Here is an 18,164-nt window from a genome sequence, read left to right on the forward strand (position 1 = left end):
TAAGACGGCTAGTTCAGACTAGGAAACATTTGCTTATCGCTGCGTAACGCGTTAAACTATTACAGTTGCGTTTTTTAAACGTGCACGCGTTAAAAATTGAATATCACACAAGAAAAAACGAATCAGGACGGCCGTTTTCACGCTTTAGCAGACGGATTTTTGCTAGTGTTGACGAAACCTTTTGATTTGAGGAGGAACTAATTTGAAGTTTGCAGAACTAGGTCTGAATAAAGACCTGCTAAAAGCCATTGATGAAAGTGGCTATGAAGAAGCAACCCCGATCCAAGAACAGACCATTCCATTGGTTTTGGCTGGTGATGATGTCATTGGTCAGGCTCAAACTGGGACGGGGAAGACGGCGGCCTTTGGGTTACCAATTTTGGATCGTATCGATACCGAAAACCCAAATGTTCAGGCATTGATTGTTTCACCAACACGGGAATTAGCCATTCAAACTCAAGAAGAATTATATCGCTTGGGTAAATATGAACGGGCACGGGTCCAAGTTGTTTATGGTGGCGCAGACATTCGTCGTCAAATTAACAGCCTTAAGAACCACCCGCAGATTGTCGTTGGTACGCCAGGACGATTACTTGATCATATTAATCGGAAGACGATTCGTTTAGATCACGTGCAAACGTTAGTCTTAGACGAAGCTGATGAAATGCTAGATATGGGCTTCCTTGATGATATCGAAAGCATCATCAAGATGGTGCCTGAAAAGCGTCAAACCCTGCTGTTCTCAGCAACAATGCCAGATAAGATTCGGCGGATTGGCATTCAATTCATGAGTGCTCCTAAAGAAGTCCGAATTAAGGCTAAGGAATTAACCACTGATTTAGTGGATCAATTCTACGTAAAGTCAAAAGAATATGAAAAGTTTGACTTAATGACGCGGTTATTTGATGTACAAGATCCTGATCTAACGATTGTATTTGGTCGGACAAAACGGCGCGTCGATGAATTGTCGAAAGGTTTGGAAGCTCGTGGGTATAATGCTGCCGGGATTCATGGTGATTTAACCCAACAACGGCGTTCACAAATTTTGAAACAATTCCGTGATGGTAAATTGGATATTTTAGTGGCAACGGACGTGGCCGCTCGTGGTTTGGACATTTCTGGGGTAACCCATGTGTACAACTATGACATCCCACAAGATCCCGAAAGCTATGTTCACCGAATTGGCCGGACTGGCCGTGCCGGGCATCATGGAACTAGTTTGACATTTGTAACGCCAAACGAAATGGATTATCTGCGTGAGATTGAAAAGCTAACGAAGGTGCGGATGTTACCATTGAAGCCACCTTCAGCTGCTGAAGCATTTGCTGGGCAGTTAGCTGCTGCAGAAAATACAGTCGCAGAGCTTGTTGAACATGCTGATACCGATAAATTTGACCAAGAAGCGGCTGATTTATTAGCTCACTATGATGCCAATGACTTAGTGGCAGCCTTGCTAAGCAATTTGACACCTGGTGATGAGCATGATGTGCCCGTCCATATTACACCAGAACGTCCATTGCCACGGCGTCACGGTGGTGGCGGTGGTGGCCGGAGCCGAAATGGTGGCGGTCGGAATTACCGTGGTGGTAACAACAGCCGTAACGGACATAACAGTCGATCATCACGTGAACGCGAAAATGGTAATCGCGGACATTATGATCATCGCTCCGGCTCGCGTAATGGTAACAGCAGCCGCAATGGCGGTGGCAAACGTAGCTATTCCATTAAGCATAACTAATTATTAATATTTATTCATGCCTCTGCTCGGGTTGATCGCCGACGGGGGCTTTTTTATGTTCGCTAAGCCTGATGTCTGTGCCTAGCCCAGCCTGCCTAATTGGCAATGAACGCCAACCAGTCAGTCCCCGCTAGTGCTCGACATCACCCAGGCATGTTCCGCTCTGATCTTTAAAACATTGGCACCGAATTGATGCGCAGTTCTATGCTATAATTTCGCTTAGATGTCACTAGTCTAGATCGATAGTAAAGAGAGACAGGAGCGAATAGCATGATTTTTGGCACCGGGATTGATTTAACGGATATCGAGCGGGTAGCGGATTTGAATCAACGGTTTCCAAAATTTGCGGCGAAGGTGCTCACGGCGGATGAACAATTGGCTATGGCGACACTGAAAGGTCAGCGCAAACTGGAGTTCTTAGCTGGACGTTTTTCTGCTAAAGAAGCTTACAGCAAAGCATTAGGCACTGGTCTTGGACATGCAGTCGGATTTCAAGATCTTGAAATTCTTGACGATAAGTTAGGCAAGCCGATGTTAACAATGCACCCATTTAATGGGCCAGCGCACATTTCTATCTCCCACACGGCTACGCAAGTCATGACTCAAGTGATTTTAGAACAGCCTGAGATCCATTAGGATTAAATCGGGTGATTGGTGATTATTTAACTTTTGAAATGGGGCAATTCTTTTGACAGATACAACGACGTCACAGATTATTGGGCGGCACCGGCCAACCATCGCGCACATCAATCTTGCGGCAATTAGGCACAACATTCAGGCCGAATTGCAGCGCGCCAAACCGGGGACGGAAATGTTTGCCGTTATCAAAGCCAATGGCTATGGTCATGGACTGGTTGAAATGGCTCGAGCTACCTTGGCTGCTGGTGCCACCGGGCTGTGTGTGGCCATCTTAGATGAAGCGTTGGTCCTACGCGAAGCCGGTATCACCGCCCCAATTTTGGTATTGGGTGTTACACCGGTCACTTGGGCACAGATTGCCTGTGAGCATAATATTGCGCTAACTGTGGGTGATCAGCAGTGGTTGACTGATGCAGCACCAATGCTTACTGGGCAATTGCGCATCCACCTCGCATTAGATACGGGGATGGGGCGAATTGGTTTTCAGAAACCGACCGAATTAGCTGATGGATTGACTGTTTTAGCCCAATATCCGAACAAATTTAATTTCGAAGGGATTTTTACCCACTTTGCGACGGCCGATGAAGCTGATCATCGCTATTTTGATCATCAGGTACAACGTTGGCAAGCGATGATGGCGGTGGTACCGCGACGTCCGCGTTATGTGCATGTGTCTAATACCGCCACATCATTATGGCATGAAGCTTGTAATGGCAATATGATTCGGTTTGGCGTGGGTATCTACGGTTTAAATCCTTCGGGAGGCAGTTTGACCAGTCCATATCCGTTAGAACCGGCGTTACGTCTTACGACACGGCTAGCTTTTGTCAAACGTTTGGCAGCTGGGGACTCAGTTAGTTATGGGGCAACCTACACGGCTAGACATGATGAATGGATTGGAACTTTGCCGATTGGCTATGCGGATGGTTATCCCCGACGAATGCAAGGCTTCTACGTCTTGGTGGACGGTCAGCGCTGTGAAATTGTCGGCCGGGTTTGCATGGACCAGTTGATGGTTCGATTGCCTCGTGAATATCCAGTTGACGCATTAGTGACGTTAATCGGCGAAGATGGAGCAGAGACAATTACGATGCAAGACATTGCAACGTATGCGGGAACCATTCATTACGAGATTGCGACCAATCTCAACATGCGTATCCAACGGGTTTATGAAAACTAGCTAGCGGCCGTCAAATATTACAGTTTTGTGTAATTGATAATTTTCACTTAAAACATGCTAAAATGTAGGCACCAAGCGATTGGTAGAAGGATGGATGCGGGGGAGTCAGCATGGCAAAGGATGGACGTCAAGTACCAGTTAGTTTTGATGATGCGACGCTAACTGAGCTCAATGCATACTGTGAATTTTTCAGTTTGGATCCGAATGAATTAATTAATTCTGTTCTCGGTCACTTTCTGGAGAATCACCAATCAGCTGATTTTAATCAATTGGCGCAAGGCTACTTAGCCATGGGACAACTGAATGAAGAAATCGCTGATGAATTTTCCGCAACGGAGGCAGAAGTTGCTCGCTTAGATCGTTAAGCAGCTTGTCTTCGTAGCAATGGAGCAGTCGCTCCATTTACATATTGACTTAAAGAGAGGTTCTTAGGTAGTTGGCAAACGTGGAAGTAAGGCGCGGGGATATTTTTTATGCCGATCTGTCCCCTGTTGTGGGATCAGAGCAAGGTGGCATGCGACCAGTGCTAATCGTACAAAATAATATCGGCAATCATTATAGCCCGACGGTAATCGTTGCGGCAATCACGGCTCGTATCAGTAAGCCGAAGATGCCGACCCATGTCGGGGTGCCCGCCAAGGGTAATGGTATTGGCAAGGATTCGGTAATCTTATTAGAACAGATTCGCACCATTGACAAGCAACGTCTTCGTGATCGTGTGACTCATTTAGATGATTCGGTAATGAATCGGGTCGATCGTGCACTAGGAATTAGTGTTGGATTAGTCGAACGTGATTGAACTCAAAATATAAATTAACAGACGAAAATCGGCATCGCTCAGCTTAAGTAATTTAGCTGAGCGGTGCCGATTTTAGTTACAGTTGGTTATTCGAGTTGTAAATTTTCAACTTCGGAAACGCGAAATTGTTTACGGTTTAAAGCCTTGATGATTTTTTGACAACGTTCTTCGTCGACATCGGCGGGTAAGGTGAAGAGGGTTCGATGGACCAATTCACCGGCCTGCACATCTAGTGTCATACACGAAGCGATGGAAGTGTATTTCGTAATGATTTTTGAGATGTTAGCTAAATCACCACGTTCACCTTGGGAAACCACGGTTAAGACATAACTGCCAACGTTGAAATTCCAACTTTGAGACAACATGTCTAGCAAACGAGTATGCGTTAAAATGCCATAAAAGTAGTTATTTTCATCTAATACTGCAATGTAAGGTAGATCCTTGATTGAGAAAAAGACTTTAAAAAAGGCATCATTGATGGAAATGAATTTCGTTGCATTTTTGAGCAAGGTAGTAACTGGTAAGCTCATGTCACCACCACGTGATTTGTGTCGATAAATGTGCATTTTGTAAATGTTACCGCGGAAAATCTTGCCAGTTTCGTCTAAAATTGGTACACAACGGAAGCCGGAATCTTCTAACACTTTCAAAGCTTCTTCTAAAGTGACATCCTCACGCACTGTGGTGATACTGTCGTAAGGTTTAACGAGCGTTTTTAATAACATGCAGCGACCTCCAAAAATTAAAAAATGGTAAGAATGTTGTTTTCATCATACCACACCTTAACGACAATCGGGGATCAAGGATGGTGTCATGACGGATTTAAATCAAAAAAGTAGTCTAAAAAAACCGATGCCTAAGTTAGACATCGGTTAGAGCAGCATTAGTCAAGGTAACTAATAAGCTGATTCAAATTATAGGCCAGTTTCTTTGAAGCCGTTATCACGAACCTCTTTTAAAGTTGCTGCAGAAGCTGCCATCTTTTCTTTTTCATCAGCCGATAATGGTACTTCAACCACACGGTCAATTCCTTGACCATTGATGACGGCAGGTGAACCAATAAAGGTATCAGTTAAGCCGTATTCGCCATCTAGTGGAGCGCCAACTGGCAAGATCGCATTTTCATCCCGCAAAATTGCCCGTGAAATCCGCATCAATGAAGTTGCAACGCCGTAGAAAGTGGCTCCTTTACGGTTAATGATTTCGTAGGCTTTGTGCCGTGTTTCATCTTCAATTGTGGCTAGGTCATCACGAGAAACGCCATTTTCTTCAGCAATTTGTAGTAATGGCTTGCCGGCAATCGTTGCTTCATCAAAGTTAGCAAATTCGGAGTCGCCGTGTTCACCCATGATATAAGCATTAACGTCACGCGCATCCACGTTGAACTTCTTGCCTAATGCAACTCGTAGACGGGAAGTATCTAATGAAGTTCCTGAACCAATGACCCGACTCTTGTCAAAGCCTGACCATTTCCAAGTCGCATAAGTTAAAATGTCAACTGGGTTAGCCGCCACTAAGAAGATGCCGCTAAAACCAGCGTCAACAATTGGTTTAACGATCGTTGACAAGATTTTTAAATTTTTGTTCACTAAGTCTAGGCGAGTTTCACCGGGCTTCTGTGGTGCCCCAGCTGTGATAACAACGAGATCAGCGTCTTTAGCATCGCTGTATTCACCAGAGTAGATCTTCTTTGGCGTGAGCCATGCCAAGGTGTCTTCAAGGTCTAAAGCGTCCCCTTCAGTCCGATCTTTCAAGACGTCGACAATGACGAATTCTTCTGCGAGGCCTTGTTGTGCCATGGCGAAAGCGTAACTTGAACCTACTGCTCCGTCACCAACAAGCAATACTTTTTGATGATTTGTAGCCAAAATAATCATCCTCTCTATAACTAAATTTTTATTTTGTAACCGGTGTAAGTATAACATATGGAGGCCTTGTGAAATACCGCATTAAGTCGTCCTAGACCAGTGTCGCCTAGGCGCTTCGAGATGAGGATGTGCTATAATACAAGTCTGAAAACAATTTTAACTGAAGCGAATATTGCTGATTGATAGGGAAACCGATCGATCAGCCCTTTTGCATAGTAGGAAAGACAAAATTAATGATCAAGAGTGGGGCAAGGACAGATAAATGAAGATGGTCGTAGGGTTAGGAAACATTGGTGCTGAGTATGAACGGACACGGCATAATGTCGGGTTTATGGTTGTCGATCAATTAGCGGATGAGTATGGTGTTACGTTTAAACGGGCGCGCCAAGAAGCTTTCATAGGTAGTGCACTCATCGGACATGAAAAAGTATTATTGGTTAAACCAACAACATATATGAACGATTCGGGCCGTGCCGTTCGGCCATTGATGGACTATTATCACGTGAGCTTAGATGATTTAGTCGTGATTCACGATGACATGGATTTGCCAGTCGGTAAAATACGGCTGCGACAAAAAGGGTCGGCTGGTGGTCATAATGGCATTAAAAGTTTGATCGCCCATTTAGGTACACCGGCCTTTAAACGAGTCCGCGTTGGCATTGATCATCCTGCCTCTGTCAGTGTCGTTGACTACGTTTTAGGTCGCTTTACCCAGGCGCAAACATTGGGGATCCGAGCAGGGATGGATGATGCTCAAGCGGCAGTTGAAGCCTGGTTATCAGGGACGGAGTTTGATCAGGTGATGAATTCGTTTAATTAAGGGTCAGCAGCTGGTGCATTTTAATGATCGTCATACGGAAGGAAGATTATGGAATTACAAGATTTTATGCGGTCGGCGCCGGAGTACCAACAGATTCTGGCAGGAACCAATAAACGCCGGCAATTAGTGACCGGAATGGCAGGTTCAGCTCGTTCACTTTTACTGAGTACACTATTAGCAGATTTAAAGCAGCCGTTATTGATGGTGACAGATACGGCTTTTCATGCTGGTCAACTAGCTGACGATTTAACCAATGTGCTGCCTGATGAGCAGGTGTTTAACTTTCCCGCGGAGGAAATGTTAGCCACCGAAATAGCCGTAAGTTCGCCTGAGGCTCGAGCTGATCGGGTTCGTGCCTTACACGCCTTGCAACGGCAAGCGCCAATTGTCGTTATCAGTGATTTGGCGGGATTGCGTCGGTATTTGCCGCAACCCAGTGATTTTGCCGCGGCGAGCTTTACTTTGGTAACCGGCCAAGACTATCAATTACGCGACTTACAAAACCAACTCCATCAGATGGGGTATGTACACGAGCAGTTGGTCGCTCGTCCTGGTGATTTTGCTGTTCGCGGATCCATTTTTGATATTTATCCGTTAGATGCTGATTATCCAGTGCGAGTGGATTTTTTCGATACCCAGATTGATTCATTGCGAACTTTTGACCCCGAGAATCAACGGAGTCTCGAAACAATTGAACAGATCACTGTCTTACCAGCTACAGAATTAGTGATGAATCCGACTCAGTTAAGCAGTGGTAAGGCGAAACTAAGCCAGCTCGTTGATAAGTACGCAAACACATTAAGTGGTGATGAGCGTCAACAGCTAACGGCCCACTTTGACGAATTACTCGTAGATGATGCCCAGCCAAGCACGGTGCCCGAATTGGGGTTGTACGCGCATTTGTTTTACCAAGAGCCGGCAGGGCTGCTGGATTACTTGACTACTGATGGAGTTGTTTTATTCGATGATTACAATCGGTTAATTGAAACAGATCGGCAGATTTCGACAGATGAAGCCAACTGGATCACGGATCGTTTGCGGACGCAATCGATGTTGCCAGAACAACCATTAGGCCATGATTTTCGGCAAACGATCCGTGAGATCAAACAGGTGCAAGTCTTTTTCTCGCTTTTTCAAAAAGGCATGGGCAATATGCGTTTTGATCAACTGACGAATTTTATTAGCCGGGATATGCAGAAATTTTTCGGTCAGCTACCGGTTTTAAAGACGGAAATTGAACGTTGGCAAAAACAACACCAGACCGTGGTTATCATGGTCAATGATCAAGACCGGATCAGTAAGGTCAATGACACCCTACACGATTTCGAGATAAAAGCCAGTTTAGATAAGGTCAGCAACTTGACCCAGGGCGCTGTTCAAGTGGTGCCGGCCACTTTGCAAAATGGATTCGAGTTGTCGGCAGCTGGCTTGGTCGTCGTGACTGAGAATGAAATGTTTGCCAAAGTCACCAAAAAGCGACCGCGACGGCAAACATTAGCCAATGCCGAACGATTACGGAGTTATACAGAATTAAAACCTGGCGATTATGTGGTTCACATCAACCACGGGATTGGCCGCTTTGAAGGAATGCAAACCTTGGAAGTGGATGGGGTTCACCAAGATTACATTACGATCGATTACCAAGATAATGCGAAGATTTTCATTCCCGTCACGCAGTTAAATTTGATTCAAAAGTATGTTTCGTCTGAAGATAAAAAACCACGGGTGAATAAGCTCGGTGGAACCGAGTGGGCGAAGACAAAACGTAAAGTTGCCAGTAAAATCGAAGACATTGCCGACGAGCTGGTTGACCTATACGCCGCCAGAGCCGCGCAAAAAGGTCACGCTTTCCCGCCAGATGATGCCTATCAGGCTGAGTTTGAAGCGGCATTTCCTTACGTTGAAACACCAGATCAACTGCGGAGTATTGATGAAATCAAGCATGATATGGAACAGCCTAAGCCAATGGACCGTTTGTTAGTCGGCGATGTCGGCTTCGGCAAAACAGAGGTGGCCTTGCGAGCAGCTTTTAAAGCGATTGAAGATCGGAAACAAGTCGCCTTTCTGGTCCCAACAACAATTTTAGCGCAACAACACTATGATACGATGACCGCGCGTTTCGATGGTTTTCCCGTTAAAATCGGGATATTGTCTCGGTTTGATACGCCCAAGCAAATGAAAGCGACCCTGGCCGGTGTGGCAAGCGGTGAAATTGACATTGTCGTGGGTACGCATCGTTTGTTATCCAAAGATGTCATTTTTAAGGACTTAGGATTGCTACTGGTTGATGAAGAGCAACGCTTTGGCGTTAAACACAAAGAACGAATTAAGCAAATGCGCGCGTCAGTGGATGTCTTGACTTTGACGGCAACGCCCATCCCACGAACCTTGAACATGTCGATGATTGGAGTTCGCGATCTATCCGTCATTGAGACGCCACCTGCGAACCGTTATCCCATTCAAACGTATGTGATGGAGGCTAATCCGGTTGCCGTTCAAGATGGCATCAACCGGGAACTTGCCCGCGGTGGCCAAGTGTTTTATCTGCATAACCGCATTGACGATATTGAACGCGTGGTCGACAATGTGAAACAACTTGTTCCAGATGCCCGCGTGGCATATATCCATGGCCGAATGACTGAAACGCAACTGGAAAGTGTTCTATACGATTTCATTCGCGGTGAGTACGACGTGTTAGTCACGACTACAATTATTGAAACCGGCGTTGACATTCCCAACGTAAATACTATGTTCATTGAGAACGCTGATCATATGGGATTGTCACAGCTGTATCAATTGCGAGGTCGAATCGGACGCAGCAATCGGGTGGCTTATGCTTACTTTACTTATCAACCCAATAAAGTATTGACCGAAGAAAGTGAAAAGCGGTTGGAAGCAATTCGCGATTTCACTGAATTGGGTTCTGGTTTTAAAATTGCGATGCGTGATCTGTCTATTCGAGGGGCTGGAAACCTGTTAGGTCAGCAGCAGCATGGCTTTATTGACTCGGTCGGGTATGATTTGTACACCCAGATGCTCTCGCAAGCTGTCGCTAAAAAGCGTGGACAATCTGTCCAAGTGCGATCGGATACGGAAATCGAATTGGGCATTGAAGCATATCTTCCCTCTGAGTATATTGCTGACGAACGGCAGAAGATTGAAATATACAAACGAATTCGTGAATTAGACAACGAAGCCCAGTACGTGGAAGTTGATGAGGACTTAATTGATCGCTTTGGCGATTATCCTCAAGCAGTCGCTAATTTGTTGGCAGTGGGTCATTTAAAGATGACTGCCGATGCGGCACTCATCAGTAAGATTGCCCGTACCGATGATGTGATTTTAGTGACTTTGTCTGCAGAAGGTAGTCGAATCTTGTCAGGAGAGGCGATTTTTAAAGCCTTATCCGAAACAAAGTTACGCGCCACAGTAAGTGATAATGCGGGACAATTGGTCGTCAAATTAGTTATTCAGCCTAAAATGACGGAGACACAATGGCTTGCATCATTGAGTGCCTTTGTGACTGCGTTGGCTGAGACGGTCGGTGTTCAAACGGAAACAAGAACTGCTGAAACGGCTTCGACGAACGCAGCCGATTAAGTCTTGGCTACAGAATCTTGGAGTAAAGGAGTCCGCATGAAGATACATCCACAAGCCAAAGCAACGGATAAGCCTACCCAAACAGCTCGTCGGGGGTTAGTCAATGGGGCTTTGTTATTGTCGTTAGCGGCGCTTATTGCTAAGGTTCTTAGTGCCGTGTACCGGATTCCGCTGCAAAATTTAGTCGGGAATACGGGTTTCTACGTTTATCAGCAAGTCTATCCATTGTATGGGATTGCAATGACCTTCGCCTTGAGTGGCCTGCCAGTATTTATTTCAAAATTAATCGCTGAGGTGACAGATCCATGGCGCCAACGGTTAGTTGCTCGCCGAATCTTTGTTATTTTAGCTGGCTTTGGCTTATGCTTGTTCATCGGTTTGTTTGTGGGGAGTCATGGCATTGCAGCGGCGATGGGTGACACTGGTTTAACACCACTGATTCAGGTAGTTGCTGGCATGGCGTTATTTTTGCCATTCTTAGCTGTTGGCCGCGGTTTGGCGCAAGGTCAGTTTAATATGCGGCCCACTGCGATTTCACAAGTATTGGAACAGGTCGTGCGGGTGATGGTCATTATTGTTGTCGCCTGGTTAGCTGCGCACCAGCATTGGAATGTGTATCGGATGGGCGCTTGGGCCATGAGCGGGGCGTTATTCGGAGCTGTTGCCGCCTTAATCGTCTTTGGACAAACTTATCGAAGTCTATTCAGGCCGTTACCAGCAACAAAACCAGTAGCTACAAACGATCATTGGCGAACTTTGATGGGGCGTTTGTGGCAAGAAGGTGGTACCATCTGTTTATTTGCGGCGGTTGTTATCCTATTGCAACTCGTTGATTCATTTACGGTGAAGCGTGGTTTAGTTGCTAGTGGGCTTACTGACCCAGCTGCTAAATCGCTCAAAGGCGTTTATGATCGAGCTCAACCGCTAATACAGTTAGGTCTAGTTGTCGCAACCAGTTTTTCGGCAACTTTATTACCAGCGTTAAGCGTTGCCTGGCGTCAACAGCGTCAACAGGCAATTCAAATGACACTAACCATGTTGATTCATATTAGTCTTGCCCTATCAGCTGCCGCCACAATTGGATTAGTCGTGCTCATGCCACTCATAAATTTAGTTCTCTTTGGCAGTGAGACTGGTAGCTTGGCTTTAGCAATTTATTGTCTCAGTATCATTTTCGCTAGCTTAATCAGTACGTATAATAGTATTTTGCAGAGCATGAATCAGTATCGACTATCGCTAATTGCGTTAACTGCTGGGCTCATTGTTAAAGGCTGTTTTAACTATTGGGCCGTTTACGTGTGGGGAATTAATGGCGCTAGTTGGCTGACGGTGATTAGTTTGGCGGCAATGATGCTAATATTATGGTTGGGTAGTCCAACATCGATGAGAACAGCCTTGACTCATGGTAGTTTTGTCCGCAAATTGGTAGGAACCGTTGGTACAATGGGAGGACTAGCTGGTTTAGCTAGTTGGTTATTCCAGTTGTGGCTGCCACTAACGCGTGGGTCAGCTATCTTGATGGTTGCGATTTGTGTGGTTATTGGGATGAGCGTCTTTGTTGGATTAGCGTTATGGGGACAATTGTTTTCGATGCGAGAGTGGTTAACCTTGCCGGGTGGAAGGCGATTGTTAAAACTAACAAAGCGAAATTAAGTCAGAATTTGACGAGGTGAAAGATGCGATTAGATAAGTTTTTGAAATTATCACGAGTGATTAAACGGCGCACGGTGGCAAAGGAAATTGCTGACCAAGGCCGAATTACGATTAATGGAAATAAAGCGAAGTCATCCAGTAATGTCAATGTGAATGATAAATTAGTCATTTCATTTGGTAATAAAACACTGACCATTCAAGTTTTAAATCTGATGGAAATTGTTAAAAAAGATGATGCTGATAAGATGTATAAAGTCATCAATGAAGCGTATGCTCGAGATTTTAACGCTGAATTATAATTACAATTTTAATTGCATGACGAAAGTACGTTCCCCTAAAAATGCCCTAAAACGTTGAGGTGTAATGGTTTTGTCATTTACATCTATTTTAGCCGTTGTTATACTCTAGTTAATAAGTTGATTGAATACAATCGAAGTTGACCATTAATGGTGGGGCATGACATGCAAGATAAACAGACGGTTCATCAGTTGAATAACGATTATGTACAGCGTTTACGCGCTAGTGAAGTGGCTCATCATGCCCAAAAGCTGGCTTTGAGTAAACAACGTCGTGGTCGAGCTGTTCGAATTTTAATTGGTTTTGCCGTCGCACTAGTCTTATGTGTATGGGCCTACGGAAAAAATTTAGCTAGTCTTCATCAAATTAATCAGCAAACTGAGGTTGCTCAAAAGCAATTGAGTACCGCAAAAGCTGAACATGGTCAACTGAACCAAAAGGTGAAACAGCTGCATAATGATGACTATTTAACGCAATTGATTCGGTCGAAATACTTATATTCGAAGAATGGTGAGATTGTCTACAACCTACCAAGTAATTCGAAATAAAATTAACTGAAAACGGGCAAACCAACAGCCGCAGTGACTATCTGCGACTGTTTTATGTTAAAATAATTTTAATTTTACCGGTAGGTTTAGGTGCTCAGGAGGGCTATTTTTTCTATGGCAGTGGAAGTTGGTAGTAAGGTGACAGGGAAAGTGACGGGAATTACTAATTTTGGTGCATTTGTCGATTTAGGCGATCATCAAAGTGGACTCGTTCACATTAGTCAGGTCTCAAATAATTATGTCAAAGATATTCACGATGTCTTGAGTGTTGGTGACGAGGTTAGCGTCAAGGTCATATCCGTGGACAAGGGGAAGATTGCCTTGTCCATGAAAGCACTCGAGACACAATCGTCTAATACTGAGTCGCACCATGACCGTCCACATACCTCAGCACCTAAGCGAGTAAATAACGCCAACGTACATAGCAGTCGCGGGCGTAAGTCACAACCGATTGACAGCAGCTTTGATGGAATGATGGCGAGCTTTTTAAAGGATAGCGAGCAGCGCTTGGCAACTTTAAAGCACAACACTGAAGGTAAGCGAGGCGGCCGCGGTGGGCGACGTAGCTAGGTCAATAGCAGTGTATTGAAGCGTTGCGGTTTTTAAAACCGTGATGCTTTTTTTCTAAAGGCAGGCTTAAGGAGGAAAACGATATCGACAAAGTGATGCGGTTGTTTTTGCAAGCTAATCGGACACATCATCTGTGGCAGCCAGAAGATACGATTGTATTAGCAGTGTCCACTGGCGTTGATTCGATGGCCTTATTGACATTATTTAGACAGCTACCAAAAGCACAGCGACCACGGTTGGTGGTGGCACACGTCAATCATCAGTTACGGGCCCAAAGTGACCAGGAAGAAAATTACCTCCGTCAGTATTTAGCTAGCAGCGATATTAAATTAGTTGTCAAGCATTGGCCACAACGCGAACATCCTAAGTCCGGCTTAGAGGCAGCTGCGCGTCAGGTGCGCTATAATTTTTTCCGAACGGTCATGACCCAGTATCAAGCCAATGTGTTGGCGACGGCACATCAACAAGATGAGCAAGTCGAAACGGCGCTCATGGCGATGATCGAAGGCCGATCGTTCACGAGTAATTTAGCGATTGAGTGGCGACGCCCTTTTGCGAATGGGCATTTAATTCGTCCCTTGCTAGGTGTATCTAAGACGATGCTGCGGGATTTTGTGAGACGCCAGCAGATTATGAGTTTTGAAGATACAACAAATCAAGAGCTGACGGCGACCCGTAACCGAGTTCGCCAACAGCTCATTCCACTCATCAAGCAAGAAAATCCCCGATTTGTCGCAGACTTTAGTCAGTCGATTGTGGATCAGCAGCAAGTGACGTTTTATCTGCGCGGTCAGGCCCAAACAATTTTGGCGGAAATTGGCGGCCAGGTGACTAAAGTTGTCCAGCATGAGTTACCAACAAGCTTTTTACTGAAACAAGATTTTTTACGTCAACAAGGACCAATTAATATTGCCGCTGGTGCTTGGCAAAATGCCGCTCGTGGATTGACTAGTGGTCCGCCACAGACCCATTTCAACTTAGATAAAAATTGGCAACTCGTCCGTCGCTATGACAATTATTTCTTTCAAAGGCGAACGCAAACGCCTGAGAAAATTGAGTTGTCGCTTCAATTTGAAAATAAAACTATGGTAACATTGAACAAACGACACCCCTTAAGCAATGGGGGCTGGCTAGATGCTTGTGATGCTCAACAAGTTGTGACGATGCAACCACAGCGTCACAGCGTTCACGTTCGCGTTAAGGCATCTGAGTGGCCATTGGTCGTACGGTTGGCAAAAAAAACTGATCTGCTTACCTTGCATGGTGGGCATCATCAGCAAGTGCGCCGAATTTTGATCGATCAAAAGGTACCTGTTGAACAACGTCAAGCACAACTCATCGTAACGACCAACACTGGTCGTCCGTTGTGGCTAGTTGGTCGAAAAGTAGCAGTGGGTAACGATGGCGCACTAATTGAATTGTCGATAAAACTAGACGGGGAGTAGCGAATGAATAACGATATTGAAAGAACGCTCTATAGTGTTGAAGACATTAAGGAAGCAGCTCACCGACTGGGGCAGCAGCTCACTGAGGATTATCAGGACAAACGGCCGATTTTAATTTCGGTACTTAAGGGTGCGATCTTATGGACGGTTGATGTGATGCGCGAGATGGACATTATGGCCGAAGTGGACTTTATTGATGTCTCCAGTTATCACGGTGGCGTTGCTTCAGCTGGCGAGATTCAATTGGTCCACGATCTTAGCGCTGATGTAGCTGGACGTAATGTCATTATTATGGAAGATATTATCGATACTGGACGTACCCTACAATTCTTGATCGATCTGTTGAAACAGCGACAGGCTAAGGACATCAAGGTCTGTACGTTACTTGATAAGCCTGAGGGTCGAGTGGTCGCGGCTAAAGCCGACTATGTGGGTTTCAAATTGCCGAAAGAATTCGTGGTTGGTTATGGACTTGATTACAAAGAGTTCTATCGTAATTTGCCATATGTGGGTGTTTTAAAACCATCCGTATATGAAGGTGACCGTCCTGAGTGAAAAATCTGTGCCTAATAAAATTGACCGAAAAAGGCGTGATTTTTATTTGGTCAAGATAGGTCAATTGTGATATAGTATGTTTCATCAACAGGGATTAACCCTGATCAGGCCATTGATCATGGTCTGAATAACGTCTATGCCGTCAGGAGGCAATGCATGAATACACGCCGAAATGGGCCGGTTCGGAATAGTTTGTTTTGGATCGTGATCTTCTTGTCATTTATGGGAATTTTATATTTCTTTTTTGGCAATAACTCCGGATCTCAAACCCAGAACATTCGTTCCAGCGAATTTGTCCGTCAATTAAAGCAAAACAAGGTTAAAAACTTTCAGGTACAACCGGCTGGTGGAGTTTATAAAATCACCGGTGAGTATCGAAAGGCACAAAAAGTTTCTGGTTCTGGTAGTACCGGCCTTGGGATTGGTAGTAGTCAAACGACAACTGCTAAGAACTTTACCAGTTCTATTTTGGAGAATAATGCTAGCGTCCAACAGGTGACTGATGCGGCGTCTAAACATAATGTCAAGATGGATACTAAGCCGGAAGAATCCAGCGGTTTTTGGATTAATTTAATTAGCTTAATTTTGCCTGTCATCTTGATTGGTTTCTTCTTCTACATGATGATGGGGCAGGCTGGTCAAGGCGGTGCAGGTGGCCGTGGTGGTGTGGCAAGCTTTGGGAAATCTAAAGCTAAGCCTGCTGATCCGAAGAGTAATACAATTCGGTTCAGCGATGTTGCCGGTGAAGAAGAGGAAAAGCAAGAACTAGTCGAAGTGGTCGAGTTCTTGAAAGATCCGCATAAATTTACGACATTAGGTGCTCACATTCCAGCCGGCGTCTTACTTGAGGGCCCGCCAGGTACAGGGAAAACGTTGCTGGCCAAGGCTGTTGCCGGTGAAGCTGGCGTACCGTTCTTCTCCATGTCTGGTTCTGACTTCGTGGAAATGTTTGTTGGGGTCGGGGCTAGCCGAGTTCGTGATTTATTTGACCAAGCCAAAAAGAGTGCTCCTTCGATTATCTTCATTGACGAAATCGATGCAGTTGGTCGTCAACGGGGAACTGGCATGGGTGGCGGCCATGATGAACGCGAGCAAACGTTGAACCAGTTGTTAGTTGAAATGGATGGGTTTACGGGTAATGAAGGGGTCATTGTCATGGCCGCTACGAACCGGTCTGATGTGTTGGACCCTGCGTTATTGCGGCCAGGTCGTTTTGACCGCAAGATCTTAGTGGGTCGTCCTGACGTTAAGGGCCGTGAAGCAATTTTGAAAGTACATTCCAAGGGCAAGCCATTAGCTGCTAATGTGGATTTAAAAGAAATTGCGAAACAGACGCCTGGTTTTGTAGGTGCCGACTTGGCAAACCTATTGAATGAAGCTGCATTGTTGGCCGCTCGTCGCGGTAAGACGCAAATTGATGCAGCCGATTTAGATGAGGCCGAAGATCGCGTCATCGCTGGTCCAGCTAAGCACGATCGGGTTATCTCAGATCAAGAGCGTCGAACGGTGGCATTCCATGAAGCTGGCCATACGATTGTGGGCTTGGTCTTAAATGATGCGCGAGTCGTGCACAAAGTTACGATTGTCCCACGTGGTCGTGCAGGCGGTTACGCAATCATGTTGCCACGTGAAGACCAGATGTTAATGAGTAAAAAAGATGCACAAGAGCAGATCGCCGGGTTGATGGGTGGTCGTGCTGCTGAAGCGATTATCTTTAACTCTGAGTCATCCGGTGCATCTAATGACTTTGAACAAGCAACCGGCATTGCTCGGGCAATGGTTACCCAGTATGGGATGAGTGATAAGCTGGGGATGGTTACGTTAGAGAGTGATGGGCAACCGTTCTTAGGTGCTCAATACGGCCAACAACCCCCTTATTCACAAGAGACCGCTGCGTTGATTGATGAAGAAGTTCGTCGGTTAACGAGCGAGGGTTACCAAGAAGCCCGTGACATTATTCAGAGTCACCGTGAACAGCATAAATTGATTGCCGAAGCGCTTTTGAAATATGAAACGTTGGATGAGAAGCAGATTCTAAGTTTGTTTAAGACGGGTAAGATGCCAGAAGCTCAGCCAACCAATGCTGATGCGCAAGCAGCAACCTTTGAACAAGCTAAGAGTGCGCTCGAACAGCGTGAGGCGCAACGTGCTGCAGCACATGATGATGCGCTCAGTGCATCTACCAGTGATTCTACAGCGACAAGCGCACCACAATCGGCGACGAGTCAACCAGAATCTGCTAGTGAGGCACCTACATCATCGGCACAATCAGATTCAGATTCACATTCAAACGAATAATTTAAGTTGGTTACGCGGAAAGTATCTCGTCAAGTTTGACGAGATACTTTTTTGTCTCCCCATCCCAACCTGAGTTCACGCGTAACTGACTTTTTTTATGGAGTGCGGTATACTTGCTTTCAGAAATTTTGGGTTACGCCATCAGTGAGTGATG

At 45.4% G+C, this 18,164-nt stretch carries 16 protein-coding genes; 14 read left to right on the forward strand and 2 right to left on the reverse strand.

Annotated features, from left to right (window positions below; all coding sequences use genetic code 11):
- Positions 1–202 precede the first annotated feature (202 nt).
- The 5 genes from cshA to ACYQ0Y_RS08775 all read left to right on the forward strand — a co-directional run bounded on the left by cshA (position 203) and on the right by ACYQ0Y_RS08775 (position 4,356).
- Positions 203–1,738 carry a degradosome RNA helicase CshA gene (gene cshA, locus ACYQ0Y_RS08755; protein ID WP_407883391.1) on the forward strand — a complete coding sequence of 512 codons (1,536 nt, stop codon included), beginning with the start codon at positions 203–205 and terminating at the stop codon, positions 1,736–1,738.
- Between the two features lie 270 nt (positions 1,739–2,008).
- Positions 2,009–2,374, forward strand: coding sequence for a holo-ACP synthase (acpS, locus tag ACYQ0Y_RS08760; RefSeq protein ID WP_407883393.1), 366 nt, complete (start codon positions 2,009–2,011; stop codon positions 2,372–2,374).
- Positions 2,375–2,426: 52 nt separating this feature from the next.
- Positions 2,427–3,557 carry an alanine racemase gene (gene alr, locus ACYQ0Y_RS08765; protein WP_407883395.1) on the forward strand — a complete coding sequence of 377 codons (1,131 nt, stop codon included), beginning with the start codon at positions 2,427–2,429 and terminating at the stop codon, positions 3,555–3,557.
- A 110-nt stretch (positions 3,558–3,667) separates the two neighbouring features.
- Positions 3,668–3,922, forward strand: a complete 255-nt coding sequence (locus tag ACYQ0Y_RS08770; protein ID WP_407883397.1) for an antitoxin — start codon at positions 3,668–3,670, stop codon at positions 3,920–3,922.
- A gap of 71 nt (positions 3,923–3,993) precedes the next feature.
- Entirely contained in the window at positions 3,994–4,356 is a 363-nt protein-coding gene (locus tag ACYQ0Y_RS08775) for a type II toxin-antitoxin system PemK/MazF family toxin (protein WP_407883399.1), read from the forward strand.
- 86 nt (positions 4,357–4,442) lie between these two features.
- Here ACYQ0Y_RS08775 and cbpA read toward each other — a convergent pair whose 3' ends face one another.
- On the reverse strand, positions 4,443–5,081 hold the full coding sequence (gene cbpA / locus ACYQ0Y_RS08780; RefSeq protein ID WP_407883401.1) for a cyclic di-AMP binding protein CbpA: 639 nt from the start codon (positions 5,079–5,081) through the stop codon (positions 4,443–4,445).
- Between the two features lie 189 nt (positions 5,082–5,270).
- Positions 5,271–6,233 (reverse strand): L-lactate dehydrogenase, encoded by a 963-nt coding sequence (locus ACYQ0Y_RS08785; protein ID WP_407883403.1) that lies wholly within the window; start codon positions 6,231–6,233, stop codon positions 5,271–5,273.
- A gap of 253 nt (positions 6,234–6,486) precedes the next feature.
- Between ACYQ0Y_RS08785 and pth the strand changes: the two genes are divergently transcribed.
- The 9 genes from pth (at position 6,487) to ftsH (ending at position 18,010) form a co-directional block, all read left to right on the forward strand.
- Positions 6,487–7,044, forward strand: a complete 558-nt coding sequence (gene pth, locus ACYQ0Y_RS08790; RefSeq protein WP_407883405.1) for an aminoacyl-tRNA hydrolase — start codon at positions 6,487–6,489, stop codon at positions 7,042–7,044.
- A 48-nt stretch (positions 7,045–7,092) separates the two neighbouring features.
- The gene (mfd, locus tag ACYQ0Y_RS08795; protein WP_407883407.1) at positions 7,093–10,644 is read left to right on the forward strand and encodes a transcription-repair coupling factor; all 3,552 of its coding nucleotides are present in this window, start codon (positions 7,093–7,095) and stop codon (positions 10,642–10,644) included.
- A gap of 36 nt (positions 10,645–10,680) precedes the next feature.
- Positions 10,681–12,297 (forward strand): putative polysaccharide biosynthesis protein, encoded by a 1,617-nt coding sequence (locus ACYQ0Y_RS08800; RefSeq protein ID WP_407883409.1) that lies wholly within the window; start codon positions 10,681–10,683, stop codon positions 12,295–12,297.
- Positions 12,298–12,320: 23 nt separating this feature from the next.
- Positions 12,321–12,596, forward strand: a complete 276-nt coding sequence (locus tag ACYQ0Y_RS08805) for an RNA-binding S4 domain-containing protein (protein WP_407883411.1) — start codon at positions 12,321–12,323, stop codon at positions 12,594–12,596.
- Between the two features lie 162 nt (positions 12,597–12,758).
- Positions 12,759–13,142: an FtsB family cell division protein gene (locus ACYQ0Y_RS08810; RefSeq protein ID WP_407883413.1), complete on the forward strand. Its 384-nt coding sequence runs from the start codon at positions 12,759–12,761 to the stop codon at positions 13,140–13,142.
- Between the two features lie 114 nt (positions 13,143–13,256).
- On the forward strand, positions 13,257–13,712 hold the full coding sequence (locus tag ACYQ0Y_RS08815; RefSeq protein WP_407883415.1) for a S1 domain-containing RNA-binding protein: 456 nt from the start codon (positions 13,257–13,259) through the stop codon (positions 13,710–13,712).
- 95 nt (positions 13,713–13,807) lie between these two features.
- The gene (gene tilS / locus ACYQ0Y_RS08820; protein ID WP_407883463.1) at positions 13,808–15,157 is read left to right on the forward strand and encodes a tRNA lysidine(34) synthetase TilS; all 1,350 of its coding nucleotides are present in this window, start codon (positions 13,808–13,810) and stop codon (positions 15,155–15,157) included.
- Between the two features lie 3 nt (positions 15,158–15,160).
- Positions 15,161–15,712, forward strand: a complete 552-nt coding sequence (gene hpt, locus ACYQ0Y_RS08825) for a hypoxanthine phosphoribosyltransferase (protein WP_407883416.1) — start codon at positions 15,161–15,163, stop codon at positions 15,710–15,712.
- Positions 15,713–15,868: 156 nt separating this feature from the next.
- Positions 15,869–18,010, forward strand: a complete 2,142-nt coding sequence (gene ftsH / locus ACYQ0Y_RS08830; RefSeq protein WP_407883418.1) for an ATP-dependent zinc metalloprotease FtsH — start codon at positions 15,869–15,871, stop codon at positions 18,008–18,010.
- Positions 18,011–18,164 lie beyond the last annotated feature (154 nt).

The organism is Furfurilactobacillus curtus (assembly GCF_054657915.1).